The 15990-nt window shown below is 46.0% G+C and carries 11 protein-coding genes; 8 read left to right on the top strand and 3 right to left on the bottom strand.

The features are described 5' to 3' along the window. Nucleotides 1–63: 63 nt before the first annotated feature. Both ABIE50_RS25035 and ABIE50_RS25030 read left to right on the top strand, forming a co-directional pair. Nucleotides 64–981, top strand: coding sequence for a TlpA family protein disulfide reductase (locus ABIE50_RS25035; RefSeq protein WP_209858452.1), 918 nt, complete (start codon nucleotides 64–66; stop codon nucleotides 979–981). An 84-nt stretch (nucleotides 982–1065) separates the two neighbouring features. After that, entirely contained in the window at nucleotides 1066–2214 is a 1149-nt protein-coding gene (locus ABIE50_RS25030; RefSeq protein ID WP_209858453.1) for a redoxin domain-containing protein, read from the top strand. Between the two features lie 70 nt (nucleotides 2215–2284). On the opposite strand, the gene ABIE50_RS25025 is transcribed toward ABIE50_RS25030, so the two are convergent. The 3 genes from ABIE50_RS25025 to ABIE50_RS25015 all read right to left on the bottom strand — a co-directional run bounded on the left by ABIE50_RS25025 (nucleotide 2285) and on the right by ABIE50_RS25015 (nucleotide 4938). Beyond that, nucleotides 2285–3064: a hypothetical protein gene (locus ABIE50_RS25025; RefSeq protein WP_209858454.1), complete on the bottom strand. Its 780-nt coding sequence runs from the start codon at nucleotides 3062–3064 to the stop codon at nucleotides 2285–2287. Nucleotides 3065–3434: 370 nt separating this feature from the next. Further along, nucleotides 3435–4007 carry an RNA polymerase sigma factor gene (locus ABIE50_RS25020; protein WP_209858455.1) on the bottom strand — a complete coding sequence of 191 codons (573 nt, stop codon included), beginning with the start codon at nucleotides 4005–4007 and terminating at the stop codon, nucleotides 3435–3437. A gap of 70 nt (nucleotides 4008–4077) precedes the next feature. Beyond that, nucleotides 4078–4938, bottom strand: a complete 861-nt coding sequence (locus ABIE50_RS25015) for an AraC family transcriptional regulator (RefSeq protein ID WP_209858456.1) — start codon at nucleotides 4936–4938, stop codon at nucleotides 4078–4080. A gap of 270 nt (nucleotides 4939–5208) precedes the next feature. Here ABIE50_RS25015 and ABIE50_RS25010 point away from each other — a divergent pair, with 270 nt between their 5' ends. The 6 genes from ABIE50_RS25010 to ABIE50_RS24985 are packed head-to-tail and all read left to right on the top strand — an operon-like array spanning nucleotide 5209 to nucleotide 15988. Then, nucleotides 5209–8304, top strand: a complete 3096-nt coding sequence (locus ABIE50_RS25010; protein ID WP_209858458.1) for a SusC/RagA family TonB-linked outer membrane protein — start codon at nucleotides 5209–5211, stop codon at nucleotides 8302–8304. A gap of 18 nt (nucleotides 8305–8322) precedes the next feature. Continuing rightward, a complete protein-coding gene (locus ABIE50_RS25005) occupies nucleotides 8323–9942 on the top strand; it encodes a RagB/SusD family nutrient uptake outer membrane protein (protein ID WP_209858460.1) in 1620 nt (539 codons plus the stop codon). Nucleotides 9943–9998: 56 nt separating this feature from the next. Next, on the top strand, nucleotides 9999–12743 hold the full coding sequence (locus tag ABIE50_RS25000; RefSeq protein ID WP_209858462.1) for a hypothetical protein: 2745 nt from the start codon (nucleotides 9999–10001) through the stop codon (nucleotides 12741–12743). Between the two features lie 9 nt (nucleotides 12744–12752). Continuing rightward, nucleotides 12753–14132, top strand: a complete 1380-nt coding sequence (locus tag ABIE50_RS24995; RefSeq protein ID WP_209858464.1) for a GH39 family glycosyl hydrolase — start codon at nucleotides 12753–12755, stop codon at nucleotides 14130–14132. A gap of 9 nt (nucleotides 14133–14141) precedes the next feature. Continuing rightward, nucleotides 14142–15005 carry an amidohydrolase family protein gene (locus ABIE50_RS24990; protein WP_209858466.1) on the top strand — a complete coding sequence of 288 codons (864 nt, stop codon included), beginning with the start codon at nucleotides 14142–14144 and terminating at the stop codon, nucleotides 15003–15005. After that, nucleotides 15002–15988, top strand: a complete 987-nt coding sequence (locus ABIE50_RS24985) for a zinc-dependent alcohol dehydrogenase (RefSeq protein ID WP_209858468.1) — start codon at nucleotides 15002–15004, stop codon at nucleotides 15986–15988. The genes ABIE50_RS24990 and ABIE50_RS24985 overlap by 4 nt, the downstream gene beginning before the upstream one ends. Nucleotides 15989–15990: the final 2 nt, after the last annotated feature.

Raw genomic sequence — 15990 nt, 5'->3', positions numbered from 1 at the left:
GCGCCTGTTAGGTGATAATAACTGAATTTAAACGAATGTGGCTTAGCCCCGCAAAAAGTATTTATGAGAAGAGTGATTTTTTTGATATTGACCAGTCTGGCAGCTTTGTCCGGCCTTGCGCAGGATAACCATCCGGTTTCGTGGAAATTCCGCAGTGACTCAATAGCGCCACTCACTTTTAAGATTTCCCTCGTAGCGTCTGTCAACGAACCGTTTCATATTTATCCACAGTCTTATGATGGCGGAATGGGAATGCCTACTACTATTACATGGGAGGAGAATCCGAATGTTCAGTTGATAGGAGAGGTGGAGGAAAAAGGAGCAGCATCTTCTGCCGGGGAAACTGTGGCTTATTACGCGAAGGGTGTTACGTTTTCACAAACTATCAAACTCAGGACAGATAAGAAGACAGTATTACATTTCCGGATCAGGTACATGGCATGCAATAATCAAATGTGTCTTCCTCCTTCATCAAAGGAGTATACGCTGGTTGTAAATGATGCTAACAGTATTACTGTTACTGCTGAAAACGAAAAAAGTGCACAGGTGCCGGGTATGCAGGAAGCAGTACAGTATGAGGACTTTGCGCTGCCGGATGTAAAAGGAAAAAAAATCTACACCAAAGCAATCATTTCCGCGAACAGGTATACATTTATTGATTTCTGGGCCAGTTGGTGCTCTCCATGCAGAATGCAGGCAAAAGCGCTTGTTCCGCTTTACGCCAGGTATAAGGCCAAAGGGCTGGGTGTAATCGGCGTTTCTCTTGACACGGATGCTGCTGCCTGGAAAAAGGCAATAGAGAAGGATGGTTATACCTGGATAAACCTGGCAGACCTGAAAGGATTTGATTCCCCCGTTACTAAAAAATATCAGGTCAAAGCTATTCCCAGGAATTTTCTGATCAATAATAAAGGTGTAATTGTTGCCAGGGATCTCCATGGAAAAGAGCTGGAAGCAAAGCTGATGGAACTGTTTAACTAAAGGTGTTCCCCTTTAAGGCAACATAATCACCGGTGGAAATTCATACCGGGTCCGATTTCTGAATCCAAATTAATCTTATTTAAATTGAGAAAGTTAATTATAGCCGGTTTGTCAATAATACCATTGACAGCCTTCGCCCAGGGTAATAATAAGTTTACTATCAATGGCAAATATGGTACGGGCAACGCTCCTGAAAAGGCATACCTGGAGTATACAATGAAAGGAAAGTCTATCATTGATTCTGTTGTGTTAAAGGATGGCGTTTTCAAATTTGCCGGTGTGGCGCCCACTTCGCCGGTATCCGCTACATTAACCTTTGATACGAAAGGGGTTGGGAGAGCTAACAGCCTTGAGCAGGTAACCGTTTATCTTGAACCCGGTAGCATTCATATTAAAACGAATGGAGCTACAGTAGAAGGAGCGCAGATAACCGGAACGCCCCGGAATAATGATTATAATGATCTTAATAGCCTGGTTGATGCCGGCTTTTCACAAATGACCAGTGAAGACAGGCAATTCATGGAAGGGAAATTGTCGCCACAGACCACGCAGGATTATGAGGCTAAAGTGGAAGGCTTTCGAAAGCGGTTTAGTGACATGACCAAGGATGCCTATATTAAGTTCATCAGGTCCCATCCTGCATCAATGCTTAGCCTGGAATTGTTTCCAAAGATCGCTTATGAGCAACGATATGATGTAGTGAAGCCTTTGTTCGATGGGTTGTCATTCAAAGTTAAAAATAGTAAGGAAGGTAAAAAAGTAGCCGCTAACCTGGATAAAATGAGAGTAACTGCAATAGGACAACCGGCGCCGGACTTTGAAGTACCCGATGCAGAAGGGAAGCTGGTTAAACTTTCGTCATTTCGCGGCAAGTATGTATTGGTCGACTTTTGGGCTTCCTGGTGCGGGCCATGCAGGGCAGAGAATCCCAACCTGGTTAAAGTCTACAATAAATTCAAGGATAAGAACTTCACAATTGTCGGTATTTCTCTCGATAAGTCTGACAGCAAGGCGTTGTGGCTGGCGGCAGTCAAAAATGATGGACTTCAATGGCTTCAGCTTTCCGATCTGAAATTCTGGGACAGTGCGGCTGCGAAATCATATGGTGTCCAGGCAATTCCTCAGAATTTTTTGGTCGATCCCAATGGAATTATAATTGGAAGAACATTGTCCGGGAAAGCGTTGGATACAACATTAAGCGAAATATTTTATCCTATGCATGCGGTTAACTGATGTAAGCCCGGAAAAGGTTTGTATCAAAGTAAGGAATCCCCTGGCAGCAAAAACCACCAGGGGATTTGTTTTAATTCACCATATGCAAAGCTACATAACTGGGTGGTCCAACAATAATCCATACTCTGTTAGCTCCAAGCAATACTGCAGTATCATAGCCATCAGTGTAATAAATGATCCTGCGGGAAACTGCACTTCCGAAAGAGTCGAGCAGCCATTGGCTAGCTACATTCCGGGCAGAAACATAGTAGTAATAACCATCAAACCGGTATTCATAATCGCAGTCTGTACTCCCGGCATTACCCATATCCCATATGCCATAATAATTAGTGCCGGCATATGATCTATAGGTTGCAGAAGATGGATAGCTGGCGGTAGGACAGGAAGCTATTGTGACGTCTGATTTCTTTTCCAGTGAACTAAATAGTTCGCTCGTTTCCTTCTGAGATAGTTTGTTGAATGGCTTTTGGAATCTGCTGAGTGAAATGGCGTATGCATTTGAGCGCATATCCTTTGCTCTTCTGAGATCAGCGCTGATCAGCGTCTTCTGGGCAGTGCTGATCCTGCCATTGGAAGCTTCTGCTTTTCGTGTCATGGAAACAGAATCACTCTTAAGGCGTAGTTCTTCGAATTGTTCCAGTTCCTCTGCAGTCAGCGACGAGTATGCTTCTTTAAATGCTGCATAGTTGGCAGGGGTATTTGCTGCGTATAGTTTTTGTACCAGGTCTGCTAAAGAAACTTTCACTTTTGGCGTTTCAAGCGTAGCACTGGTCTTTTCTTTTTGACAGGCAGCAACTGCAATGACTATCGCCAGCGCTGCAACGGAAGTTAATTTTAATGATTTTTTCATAATTGATTTTTTAAAAGAGATATTAAAAGAATGATCCTGTATGTAGCCTTGCAGGAAGGGCTTTGGACAGTCCCCCTACCAGGGAGATACGGCAAAAAAGCCTCCCGTCCGCGTGCTAGCAGAAATAGGTGATGGTAAAATGAGTTTAAGAGTTATTGGATTATTGTTTATTGATGCGCATCAATTTTCGGAACAAGGGTTTTGAATCAGACGGTTATTCAATAGTTTTTTCTTTGGGATGGACAACTGCATATTCTTTCCATTGTTGAACAGGTGGTCTGCCATGCTATCTCAGGTAAAGAATAATATCTCCAATATATAAAGAGTCTAAGGGAAGATGATTGGGGGAGTATAGAGAAAATTAAATTTTTTAACAGAAGAAGAAAATGAGATAGATGGCCAAACGCGCCAGGCAATAAGCCCTGATTTTTTTCATCGCTACTTCCAGGTGGCTTTTCACGGTTTCAGGATAAACATCCAGGTAAGCGGCTGCCTGCTCACGGGAAAATCCTTTTTCACGTATAAGGGAATATACAGTAGCCTGCCGTGGCGATAATGTGGCTACCGCGCTTTGTAATAGTTTATAAAATTCCCTGTCCTGAACTATATCTTCCGTATCCTGGTGCTGATCGCCTTTAATGACATATAGCGTTTGTGAAGCATTCCGCTGCCGGCTCAGGTGTTTGAAAGAACGGATCATATGATTTTTCGCGATAGTCTTCACATAAGCTCTGAAATTTAAAACAGAGGAAAGCTGTTCCCGCTTCAGCCATACTACCAGGAAAACCTCCTGTAATACATCTTCCGCTGCCACGGGAGATGCTGTTAAACGCAGTGCTGTTTTATAAATGGCCCCGCGATGTTCGTTGAATAATTCCCTGAAGGCGTTTTCATCACCTTTGGCGATAAGATCAATGAGGTTTCTTTCAACATAAAGGTCCATAGTGGTATTCTTAGAACAAGGGTTATTAAATCGGGTCACAATACCAGCCTCTTAATATTATTTATTGTAGTCAGAAGGAGATCTTCTGATAATTCAGTCTATAGGTTTTAGGCTGGCAGTTCTTAAACTTTTTGAACTGTCGGTAAAAGAAAGGAAGGCTCTCAAAGCCGGAGGCATAGCATACTTCACTCACCTGTTTATCTGTTTCTATCAGCAGTTTACAGGCGCGGTTGATCTTATATTCATTCAGGAATTCAAAGAAAGGTTTCTTCATGGTTTTACTGAAGAAACGGGAAAAGTATTCTTCCGTTACATTTAGCTTGGAAGCGATATCTGTCAGGGTGATCTGTTGATGATAATGTTTTTGGATGTATTCATATACCACATTGATGCGCTCTTTATCATTCAGGTTCAGGTCAACGGTGAACTCCTGCTCGCACAGGTACCTGAATTGTGTGTTAAGCGATAGTTCATGTAATATCTGCAGTAATATCATCAGCCTTTCAAAGGAAGTAGCATTCAGCAGGTCTATGAATTTCGGTTTCAGTCTGGCGGCCGTTTGTTCATCTATTTTAATCCCTTTGCTCATGGCTGCCAGTAGTTTTCGCACAGATTCAAACTCCATGCTCTGCATCCATATTTTGTCGATGAATTCTACTTTCAGATAGATCACAATCGCTATCACCTGCTGGGATTGACCAGCTGTGTTATTCCACGCATGCGGTAAGTTGGAGCCCAGCAATACAAGATCATCTTCATAAAAATTTTCAATGGTATTGCCTACATAACGCACGCCTTCTCCGTTCAGGATATAGGTAATCTCCAGCTCAGGATGGTAATGCCAGGGATAGTCAAATACCTCGCTCGTATTTTGAAACTCAACTTTGAAAAGGTTGGATTCAGTGGGAATTGGTTTGTAACGCGGTTTCATGTTGTTAATATATACAAATCCGTCTGGATTTTTGAGCCTGCCACCTATACAATGACAAAATAGGGTATTGATTGGTATAAATAGGGTAATACCGGCCATAAACGGGGAAGAAGCGCAAAATAGGATATAGAATCAACAAGATGATATAGTAATCCGGCGGGACTAACAAATACCTTTGTCAGGCAATCAAAATTTTAACATACGTAATTTTTCCTCCGGTTTTGACCCGCCTATTTAACTGTAAGTAACATATCAATCAAAACTATTATTATGAATTTACGCGCAATTAAATTCGTTATAACCGTTGTAGCTATGCTGTTGCCTTTTTTGTTCCTGTTACTCTCAACAAGCGTTTCCGGACAAACAAAGCAGGTAGTTACCGGAAGGATTACCGGCGGTGGAATTCCCTTACCTAATGTATCCGTATCTGTACAGGGCACAAATCATGGCGCCACCACCAATGAACAGGGTGTTTTTTCGCTGAGTGCCCAGATCGGTCAAACGCTCGTGATCTCTCATATGGGATTTGCCGGGAAGGTAGTAAGGATCACTAATGCGGAGCCCCTGGATATCACTATGGAAGCCTCTTCCAGGGATATTCTGAACGACGTGATAGTGGTTGGTTATGGTACAAAAAAGAAGACATCCGTTACGGCGGCTATCTCCACACTGAAGGGCGCTGAAATATCTTCCCTGCCTATCAGTAACCTCAGTAATGGATTAGGTGGAAGGGTAGCCGGCGTTATTGTTAAACAGGGATCAGGAGAGCCGGGGAGAGATGGCTCCAGCATCTTTATCAGGGGTATTTCCTCTACCGGTTCTACACAGCCGCTCATCATTGTAGATGGTATTCCCCGTAGCTTTCAGCAATTAGATCCTAATTCCATTGAATCCTTTTCCGTGCTTAAAGATGCGGCAGCCGTAGCGCCATATGGCGTGGCCGGTGCAAACGGGGTAATCCATGTAACCACTAAAAAGGGGAAAACAGGTATTCCTGCACTCACCTATAACGGGTACGTTGGGTTCCAGAACCCCGTGGTATTACCCGATTATGTCAATTCTTATGAGTACGCCACTTTGAGGAATGCAGCGGCAGTCAATGAAGGCCTGCCAAAACCATACACCGATGCCGAACTGCAAAAGTTCCAGGATGGCTCAGACCCCGATGCATATCCTACTTTTAAAAATATCTGGAAAGATCTCATTAACAGGAATGCCATACTTACTAACCACAGCATTGAAATATCAGGCGGCGCGGAAAGAGTGAAGTATTATGCAGCCCTCGGATACCAATTCCAGGAGGGGATGTGGGCGGCTACCAATAACCGCAGGTTTAACATGACGCTTAACCTGGATGCCAAGGTGACAAATACCACCAATGTGTCTTTTAGCATCAACGGCCGCCATCAGAAAGACCAGTATCCTTCTATCGGTACCGGCCGTATATTTGAGCTGATCGGTTACCTGCATCCCTTATATGGGCCGCTTAGGTTCAGTAACGGCATGGCGGGTACTTTTGTTACCGCAAGCCTCTTTAACAGCGGTTATCAGAAAATCAATACCACAGCTATATATTCCCAGTTGTCTGTTGAACAGCAGTTACCTTTCATCCCAGGTTTAAAAGCAAAAGGAACCATTGCGTATGACCCCACGTATGTGATGAATAAAGTATGGGCCCTGCCTATACAAAGGGCCAGCCTTGACAGGTCGCAAACACCTTATGTGATCAAGGATGGCGTTTTCGGCCCAACAAAACCTTCCCTCACCCAGAATTATGCAAACGACTACCAGCTTACTTACCAGTTTGGCCTGAACTACGACAGAACCTTTGGTAAGCACGGTGTTAGCGTATTGGGATTATTTGAAGCAAAAAGTAACGACTACCTGAGCTTAGGCGCCTCCCGGAGAAATTATAATTTGTTTGTTGATGAAATTAATCTCGGAAGTTCCAGCCAGGCGGATATGAGCACTAACGGTACTTCCAGTGCTGCCAGGCAGGTGGGCGTAGTGTATCGCATAGCATACGATTTTAACAGGAAATACCTGCTGGAAGCAAGCGGCCGGTACGATGGAAGTTATTATTTCTCCCCGGAGAACAGGTTTGGATTTTTCCCTGCATTTTCAGTTGGCTGGCGTTTATCTGAAGAAAAATTTATTAAGGATCATTACAACTGGATAGATAATCTGAAGATCAGGGCATCCTATGGTGAAGTAGGCGCACTGGCAGGAAGCCCTTTTCAGTTCATGAGCACTTATAGCGTGCTGGGAACAAATTATGTATTGGGCAATAATGCAGTACAGGGCATCCGTGAAAGAGCGGAATCTAATCCCAACATTACCTGGGAACGCGCCCGTAAAACAGATGTTGGTCTGGAAGTGAACCTCTGGAAAGGCCTGTTGAATTTCGAGGTGGATTATTTCTACGAAAAAAGATCCAACATGCTGGTGAACCCGGATGTTACAGTACCCGCTGAATACGGTATCGGGTTAAGCCAGGTGAATGCAGGCATAATGGAAAACCGTGGTTTTGATCTCACTGCAAGTTCGGTATATAATGTATCGGGCGATTTACAACTTACGCTCGGCGCTAATTTAACATACGCCAGGAACAAGGTATTGCAGGTGTTTGAAACCGCTACTACTTTTAACAATCCTAACCGCCGCATAACAGGCCGGCCATTGGGTACCCAGTTTGGATTCCATGCACTGGGCTATTTCCAGGAAAGCGATTTTGATGGTTCAGGCGCACTGAAATCAGGTATTGCCACACAACCATGGGGCCCTGTACAGCCCGGAGATATCAGGTACGAGGATATTAATAATGACGGGAAGATAAATGATAACGACCTTACGGTGATCGGCGATCCTGTTGCCGCCCCAAGGATCATATACGGCATTTCTCCCGGTGTGAAATTTAAAAATTTCTCTCTTGATGTGCTGTTCCAGGGAGCGGCAAAAGTCAACTGGTATTACCATGGTTCATCCATTATGCCGTTCTGGGAAACCATGCTGCCTTACAAACATAACTTTGATTACTGGACGCCCCAGAATCCCAATGCCTCCAACCCACGACTCACCTCGGCCCCTACAGTGAACAATTCGCAAAAGTCGTCATTCTGGATGGGAAATGCCGCTTACCTGCGCCTGAAGAATGCCACCCTTTCCTATAACCTGCCAGCCAAGGTACTGGATAGGATAAAGATGCAGAGCGTCCGGCTTTATGTATCAGGACAGAACATTCTCACCTGGACCAAACTGAAGAACTATGATCCGGAAATCGGCAGGAACGATTCCTTTCAGCCGGAGAGCGGCTGGGGGTATCCCAATCAGAAAACCATTTCTATAGGTGCAAACATTACTTTTTAATCAAACAAAAAAGCTGGTATGAAACATCAACTTTTAAGCATAATATTCATTGCACTCACCTTTTGTTCCTGTGGTAAATTCCTCGATGTATCTCCCAAGGACCAGGTAGAGGATGGTACCCTTTGGCAAAGTACGGCGAATGCAGATCTTTTCCTGAATGATGTGTATGCGTCTGTTCCCAGCATTGATTTTGGCGATCCCTGGGAGAACTATTCAGACAACTCGATGAACGGACAGGCAGGAAGAGTGAGCACCAATATATACGGTCCTTCTATTTATACGCCCAGCAATGCACCCAGCAAATGGGGGCTATATACCAGTATCAGGAAAACCAACCTGTTTATAGCCAAAGCTACCGCTTCTGCGCTACCGGAAGCCTGGAAAAAGTCGAGGATTGCCGAAGCAAGGTTTTTGCGCGCTTATTTTTATTCGATCCTCTGGACTTACCATGGCGGAGTACCTGTTATTAAAGAAGTGCTGAATCTGAAAGAACAGGGTGATGAGATTTTCAGGCCGCGCAATACTGCTGCAGAAACGTTTGATTTTATAGTCAGTGAGCTCGAAGCTATTGCTCCTGATCTTGGAATCACAGCGGAAACAGGAAGGGCAACCAGGGGAGCTGCCCTTACATTAAAAGGTTCCTGTGAATTGTTCTATGCAGGCGCATTGTACAATCCCGCTAATGATAAAACCAGGTGGGAGCAGGCGGCTGTTACATTCAAAAAAGTGATCGACCTGAATACCTATAAACTTTTCCCGGATTATAACACCCTCTTTTTTGAAGAGAACAATAACAATGTGGAAGTGATCTTCAGCAGGCAGCATCTCGGGGGCACTGACCTGGCTAATTTAAGAGATGGCAACATAGGGCCCCGTTTTGTAGCGGGCGCATTAACGGGTTACGGGCATGTGGATCCTACACAGGACATTGTTGATGAATATGCCATGGCCAACGGGTTGCCTATTACGGATCCCGCTTCCGGTTATAATCCGCAGAAGCCATACGAGAACAGGGAGAAAAGATTTTATCAGTCTATTGTCTATGATGGGTCCACCTGGTTGGGAGACGTAATGATCATGAAACAGGGCGTTGGAAGTTTGAACGCCACAGACCTGAATAATAGCAGCATATCTACAAGAACCGGTTATTATATCCGTAAGGGAATTAATCCTAAATATGCAAGCGCCAGGAGCAATCTTAACAGCGCCAACTGGATCATTTTCCGCTATGCAGAAGTATTGCTCAGTTATGCAGAAGCAAGGAATGAAGCCACCGGGCCGGATCAGTCGGTGTACGATGCTGTCAACGCCGTCCGGAAAAGATCAGAGTTGCCGGAGCTTACACCCGGTATGAATCAAAGTCAGCTGCGCACGGCCATTTACAGGGAAAGAAGGGTAGAGCTGGCCTTTGAAGATAAACGCCTGCCCGACCTGCTGCGTTTAAAACTGGCAGAAGTGATCCTGAACAAGCCGGTACATGCTATTAAAATAGAACTGGTGAACAACGTACCCGTATATACGATAGTGCCCGCCGGCGGTGGAATGAGGAAATTCTATCCTGATAAGAATTATTTCCTGCCCATTCCCCAATCGGCCATGGATAAGAACAGCAAACTGGTACAGAATCCCAATTATTAATAAAGCGTATGGGCGTGTTTTATTATATTTAAGAAGCCAGCCCGAAACCATTCAACATGACTAACTGGAAACATTGGAAGAGAATAGCGATGATGGCAATCATCATACTGATGGTTGCTGCCAGGCATGGCCATGGGGTGCAGAGAACAAAAATAAAGATAGCTTTTGGGCTGAAGAGCCCCAAGCCCCGCCTGTTCACCGTACAGCTGCTCGGTAATTCAGCGGGTTTGCAAACAGGAACGCCTGTTGGCAGCCGTATAGAAAAGAACGACCGCATCGCACCTGTGTCAGCGCTTTTTTGCGGAGCAGGCGATGTGGATGAACTGATCGCAGAAGTAAGCTTTCCTGAGCCCACAGCGCCTCTGCGAAAGCTGGCAAACTTCAGGGACCCGCATTCAATAAACGGCGATGCCATGTGGGGGTACCTGATGGAACACGGTTCTCCCGGGCAGTCTGCAAGATTGCGCAAAGATCCCTGGTATCATCCTGATGCGCCTTTGCTTACAGTGCAGTTGAATAAAGAAGGCACAAGCGGATTTACAATTGGTTTGTTGCAATTACTGGAACAAGGCGCAATGTGGCTGCCTGAACAGGATATCTTTATCACGCTGGCAGATAACCCTGTTAGCTTTGAGGAACATCTTGCCTCTTTAAAAGGCCGGCGCATTCTCGACCGTGTAAAGGAAGCTCCGGATGCCAGCCTTTCACAGTTTAAAAAACTATGGGAAGACATCGGCGATCCCATTGCCTGGAACGTATCCTGGGCAACCACCTGGTTAGGCATAAAAGGGCATCTCACGGTAATTGCTCCGTCGTATGGATCTGTCTATAAATTTGCCGTGGACAGATTTGGGAATGTACGGCCCGACTTTGCCTCACCGCATAAATTCAGGTTAGACATTTCATATGGAAACTGCATATGGAAAAGCCAGCATATAGAGAATGGCCTCCCTGTGATCATTACCCGGCTGGAGAAGAACGGACAGCTATGTGAAATAGAACAGTTTGCAGCCGCTTTCGGAAATAAAGAAGCAGTGATGTTCACCAAGGTGCGCATTTCCGGGAAAGCCGGCCCCATAAGCTTTGGCATCCGCCTGAAAGGTGAACCGGATCACCAGCCGCTGCGGGCAATAAAGAACAGGGGCAACTGGACGATGACAGATACAACAGGCAATACCTGGTTAATGCTGGAAGGGACCGATGGTTTAAATATAGTGCCCGGTGAAACAGGGATAACAGTAAATGGTGAATTAACGGAGGGGACTGCAAAGGAATTAATACTGAAATTACCTTCGCCAGTAGTTGATACAACGGGAACATTGGCAGCGTTAACCTATAGCACAGCACGAAAGGCAACCATACAATATTGGGAAAACTGGATGAACAAAGGCGCTTCCTTCAAAGTGCCGGAAGAAGCCGTGAATAACCTGTATCGTGCAAACCTGTGGCATGCTCTCTCATTGCCCCGTCATACAACAGATAGTACAGGCAACAGGCATATAGACCTTCCTTATACCAACATCGGCTATGGGCAAAAAGATGCCATGTGGCCCATCAACCAGGCGGTGTATGTAGATTACATGATCTATGGTTTACGGGGCTATGAACAAATTGCGCAGGAGGAAATTGCGTCGATGTATAAAACACAGCAGCAGCCGGACGGGCGGATGGCAGGGAATGCCAATTGGGGCGTTTATTCACCCGGTCACCTCTATGCAGTGGCACAAAATTATTTACTTACAGGAAACCGGGAAAGCTTCGAAAGCCTGTTGCCGCAATCGCTCAAAACATTGGACTGGTGTATGGCGCAGTTGGCAAAGGCAAATAAAACGGGCCTGATAGAACAGCCGCTCAACGACCTTACCACGGCAAAAAGAGAATGGGCCTTTATACAGGCTTATTTCGGAGGAGGACTGGAAGCCTTTGGAAAAGCATTAGCCCTCTATGGCCACCCGCGTGCAAATGAAGTGCGGGCTGCCGCCGCAAAAATGAAGAAAGATGTAACACAGGAATTTTCCCGCAGCAGCGTCAGATCACCTGTTGTGCAGCTGGAAGATGGCACCTGGATCAATTATGTGCCTACAGATGCTTTAACGCCCCGGCGCATCATGGAAGAATGGTATCCTACGGATGTGGATTGCGGCGCCTTGCATATGTCAAGGCTCGGCGTAATAGATCCGCATAGCTGGCTTACCACTGCATTGTTGCATGATCAGGAAGATAATCTGTTGTTTAAGAACCAGGGAGCGGCCAATGAGCCCGTATATGTTCAGCAGGGCAATACCTATTTACTGAGAGATGAGCCCAAAGCAGTTATCCGCTCTTTCTACAGCCTCATGGCCTGCGGTTTTTCACATGGGCAATTAACCCCGCTGGAGCACAGGTGGGCCTGGGGGCAATATTATGGGCCACCCAGTACAGACGGTGCATGGTTTGAAATATACAGGAAAATGTTGTTGAACGAATTGGGAGGAGATACCCTCATCATCGGCCAGGCTGTTCCGGGAGAATGGCTGCAAAAAGGAAAACAGATCGAAGTGAAAAATGCCCCTTCCTATTTCGGGCCTGTTTCATTCACAATAACAGGAGAGAACGATCAGCACCAGATCACCGCTACCGTGCAACTGGCAAAGCGCAACCCGCCAAAGGAACTGCTGGTAAGGTTCAGGCATCCCGGCAATAAACAGATACGCAGCGTAACCGTAAATGGGAAAGCCTGGATGGATTATGATGTAAAAAAGGAACACATAAAAATACCATCGCCGGAAGGAGATAAGTTCATCGTTACCGCCACGTATTAAATGACCAAAATGAGTGTAAGAAAGCTGATATTTTTTATAGCCTGTATAATCAGTCGGACAGCCTTTTCGCAAACAACCGTGGAGGTGAACTTTGCGAAGGAGCTTGGCCCCATGAAGATCAACCAGATGGCTTTGGGCCAGGGCGGGCTTTCGGAAGAGCCGATGTTAAGCGAACATATTAATGAGATCAGGGCCTTACATCCTGCTGTTATCCGGCTTTTTGTAAGTGAGTATTATAATGTGTTGCCGGAAAAAGGGAAGTATCATTTTACCACATTGGACAGCACCGTGAATAACATCCTGCAAACCGGCAGCAAACCTTTCATGAGCTTTTGCCTGAAACCAAAAGTATTTTTCCCCGTGGTAGATCATGATATCGTAGAGCCGGATGATTATAAGGGATGGGAACAATTTGTGTATGATGTGGTAAAACATTTTGTAGATAAAGGAGCCGGAATAAAATATTGGGAAGTAGGTAATGAAGTGGATTTTGGGGAAGATGGCGGTACGCCCTACCGTTTCAAACCGGAAAGTTATGCACGTTATTACAAACACACAGTAGCTGCTATATTAAAAGCAGACCCGGAAGCAAAAGTAGGCGGCCCGGCACTGGCAAATTACAAATCACCTATACTCCCTGAACTGCTTCGCGCCTGCGCTGCAGAGAAGATACCCCTGCACTTTGTATCCTGGCATAATTATGATAACAGGCCCGCCTTTATCCGCAGCCAGATAGATTATGTGAAGGAAATGCTGAAAGGATATCCTGATCTTCATCCGGAAACTATCATGAATGAATGGAATATGCATTTATTCAATCCTCCTTTGGATCCCCGTTTCCAGCCTTGCTTCGTTGCAGAAGTCATCTGGCAGATGAAGGACGCAGGACTGGATTGGTCCTGTTATTACCAGATCAGGGACTGGTATGTGAATTATGACACCTTTGCAAAAATATTCTCCGCTCATGGCGCTGCTTTTATGAGCCGCTGGTGGAACCGCCAGGCACAGTTCAGCGGCCTGATAGATTACCAGGGCTATATACGCCCTGCGTATTTCTCATTCAAATTGTTATCCCGTATGGCAGGCCGGAAACTGGAGCTTAATACAGACAGTAAAACCGTACATGGTTTCGCCACGCACGACACCCAGCTGCAAATGCATAACATGATGTTATGGAATTTCTCGGCAGACCCGGTAAAAGTAAAAATACAGCTGAGCGCTTTGCCAAAAGATATGCAGGTGCGCCACATTGTACTGGATGCTGAAGGTGGCAGCAGCGATGAGAACCACCGCCTGAGGCCCGATCCGTTTATAAAGATTAAAAAGGGGGATCAGCTGATAGAACTAACCTTACAACCATGGGCAGTACATTACTGGTCATTTGAATAGATATAAGATATGATCGTAGACATTCACACGCATGTTTTCCGTCCCGATACCGATTTCGGCCCCGGGTTGCTGGCCGATATGAAACGGTGTAACATAGATCCCACCGTCTGGAGGGACCTGGGAGAAAAACATCTGGAAAGTACAAAAGCAGCAGATGTGGCTATCGTATTCGGATTACAGGCCGCCGCCACCGGCTGGAACATTCCGAACGATATGGTGGCAGCGCATGTAGCGCAGGCTCCTTCCCGTTTATTGTACTTTGTTTCCATAGATCCCACATTGCCGGGCTTTATGGAAGAACTGGAAAAGAGCCACCGGCAGGATGGTGCAGTGGGTGTAAAAATGTCGCCCTTATACCAGGATGTGCACCCCGGCGATCCCAGGTGTTACCAGGTTTACCGCTATTGTGTGAAACATGGATTGCCGGTGCTCTTTCATGCAGGGACCTCATTTGTAAGCGGTACACCCCTGGACTATTCCCGCCCTGTTCACTTTGATAAAGTAGCAGTGGATTTCCCGGATCTCAGGATGGTGCTCGCACATCTCGGACATCCATGGGAAGGGGAAACAATTGCCGTTATCCGCCGGCATGCGAATGTATATGCAGACTTATCTGCATTATATTACCGGCCCTGGCAATTTTATAATTCCATGCAGTTGCTGGTAGAGTACCGTGCACATGAAAAAGTGTTATTCGGGTCCGACTTTCCCTTCACTACCACCGCAGATTCACTAAGCGGCGTTCGCAACATCAATCATATACTGGCAAACAGCGGCCTTCCATCCATCCCCAAAGAGGTAACAGAAGGTATCATATACCGGAACACACTGGAGCTGCTGGGTTTACCTGATCCTACAAAAGCCCGGACATGAAACAAACTATGCAGGCACTGCAAATGAGAGGGCCGGATACCCTTGTGAAAACGGAAATGCCCATCCCTGTTCCCGGGGCAGGAGAGGTGCTGATACAAACACTGGCCACCACGATCTGTACTTCAGATCTGCATGACCTCAAAAGTAATCCCTTCGGGATCATTTATCCAAGGGTATTGGGTCATGAGGCTGCAGGCATTATTGTAGCTGCCGGAGAGGATGTAAGGAATGTGGCATTGGGAGCCCGCGTAGCGGTACATCCCGTTGTTCCGTGCGGTAATTGTAATGAATGTAAAAGAGGACTGTCAAATATCTGTTCCAATATGGGGCACCTGGGATACGACAGGGATGGAAGCTTTGCAGAATACTTTACACAACGAGCAGACAGGGTAACGGCATTACCGCTGCGCATATCAAACGCCACCGGCGCATTACTTGAACCGGTGGCCGTTTGTTTGCAGGCAATTGCACGTGCCGGCGATATAAGAGGACGCACGGTATTGGTTGCCGGTGATGGTCCCTTTGGAAATATCATTGCCCGCCTGGCAAAGAGGGCAGGAGCGGCAAGAGTGATGGTAACCGGCAGGGTACCATTCCGCTTACAAAGTATCCCGGGCGTTGAAATCCCGGATGCAGACCCGGTGAGATGTGCAGATGTTGCTATACTGGCTGTGAGCTCGCCGGATGCAGTGGCCACCTGCATGAAAGCATTGCGCCCGCGTGGCAGGCTGGTTGTTTTCAGCGCACTGAAAGAGCCCGTAGCTATTGATCTCTTTACACTCCATTTGGCAGAGCTGGAGATCGCAGGCGCCTGTAATGATGAAGACCGGATAGAAGAAGCACTGGAATGCCTGCAGGATGAAACGCTCAACCTCGCGTCACTTATCACACACCAGGTACATTTTCAAAACTGGGAAGAAGCATTTTCACTGGTACGCTATAAACAGGATAAAACATTAAAAGTGGCCATTACTTTCAACTGATC

The sequence above is a fragment of the Chitinophaga sp. OAE865 genome (genome assembly GCF_040546735.1).
Classification (GTDB): Bacteria; Bacteroidota; Bacteroidia; order Chitinophagales; family Chitinophagaceae; genus Chitinophaga; species Chitinophaga polysaccharea_A.
This window is presented reverse-complemented; position numbering and strand designations above follow the sequence as displayed.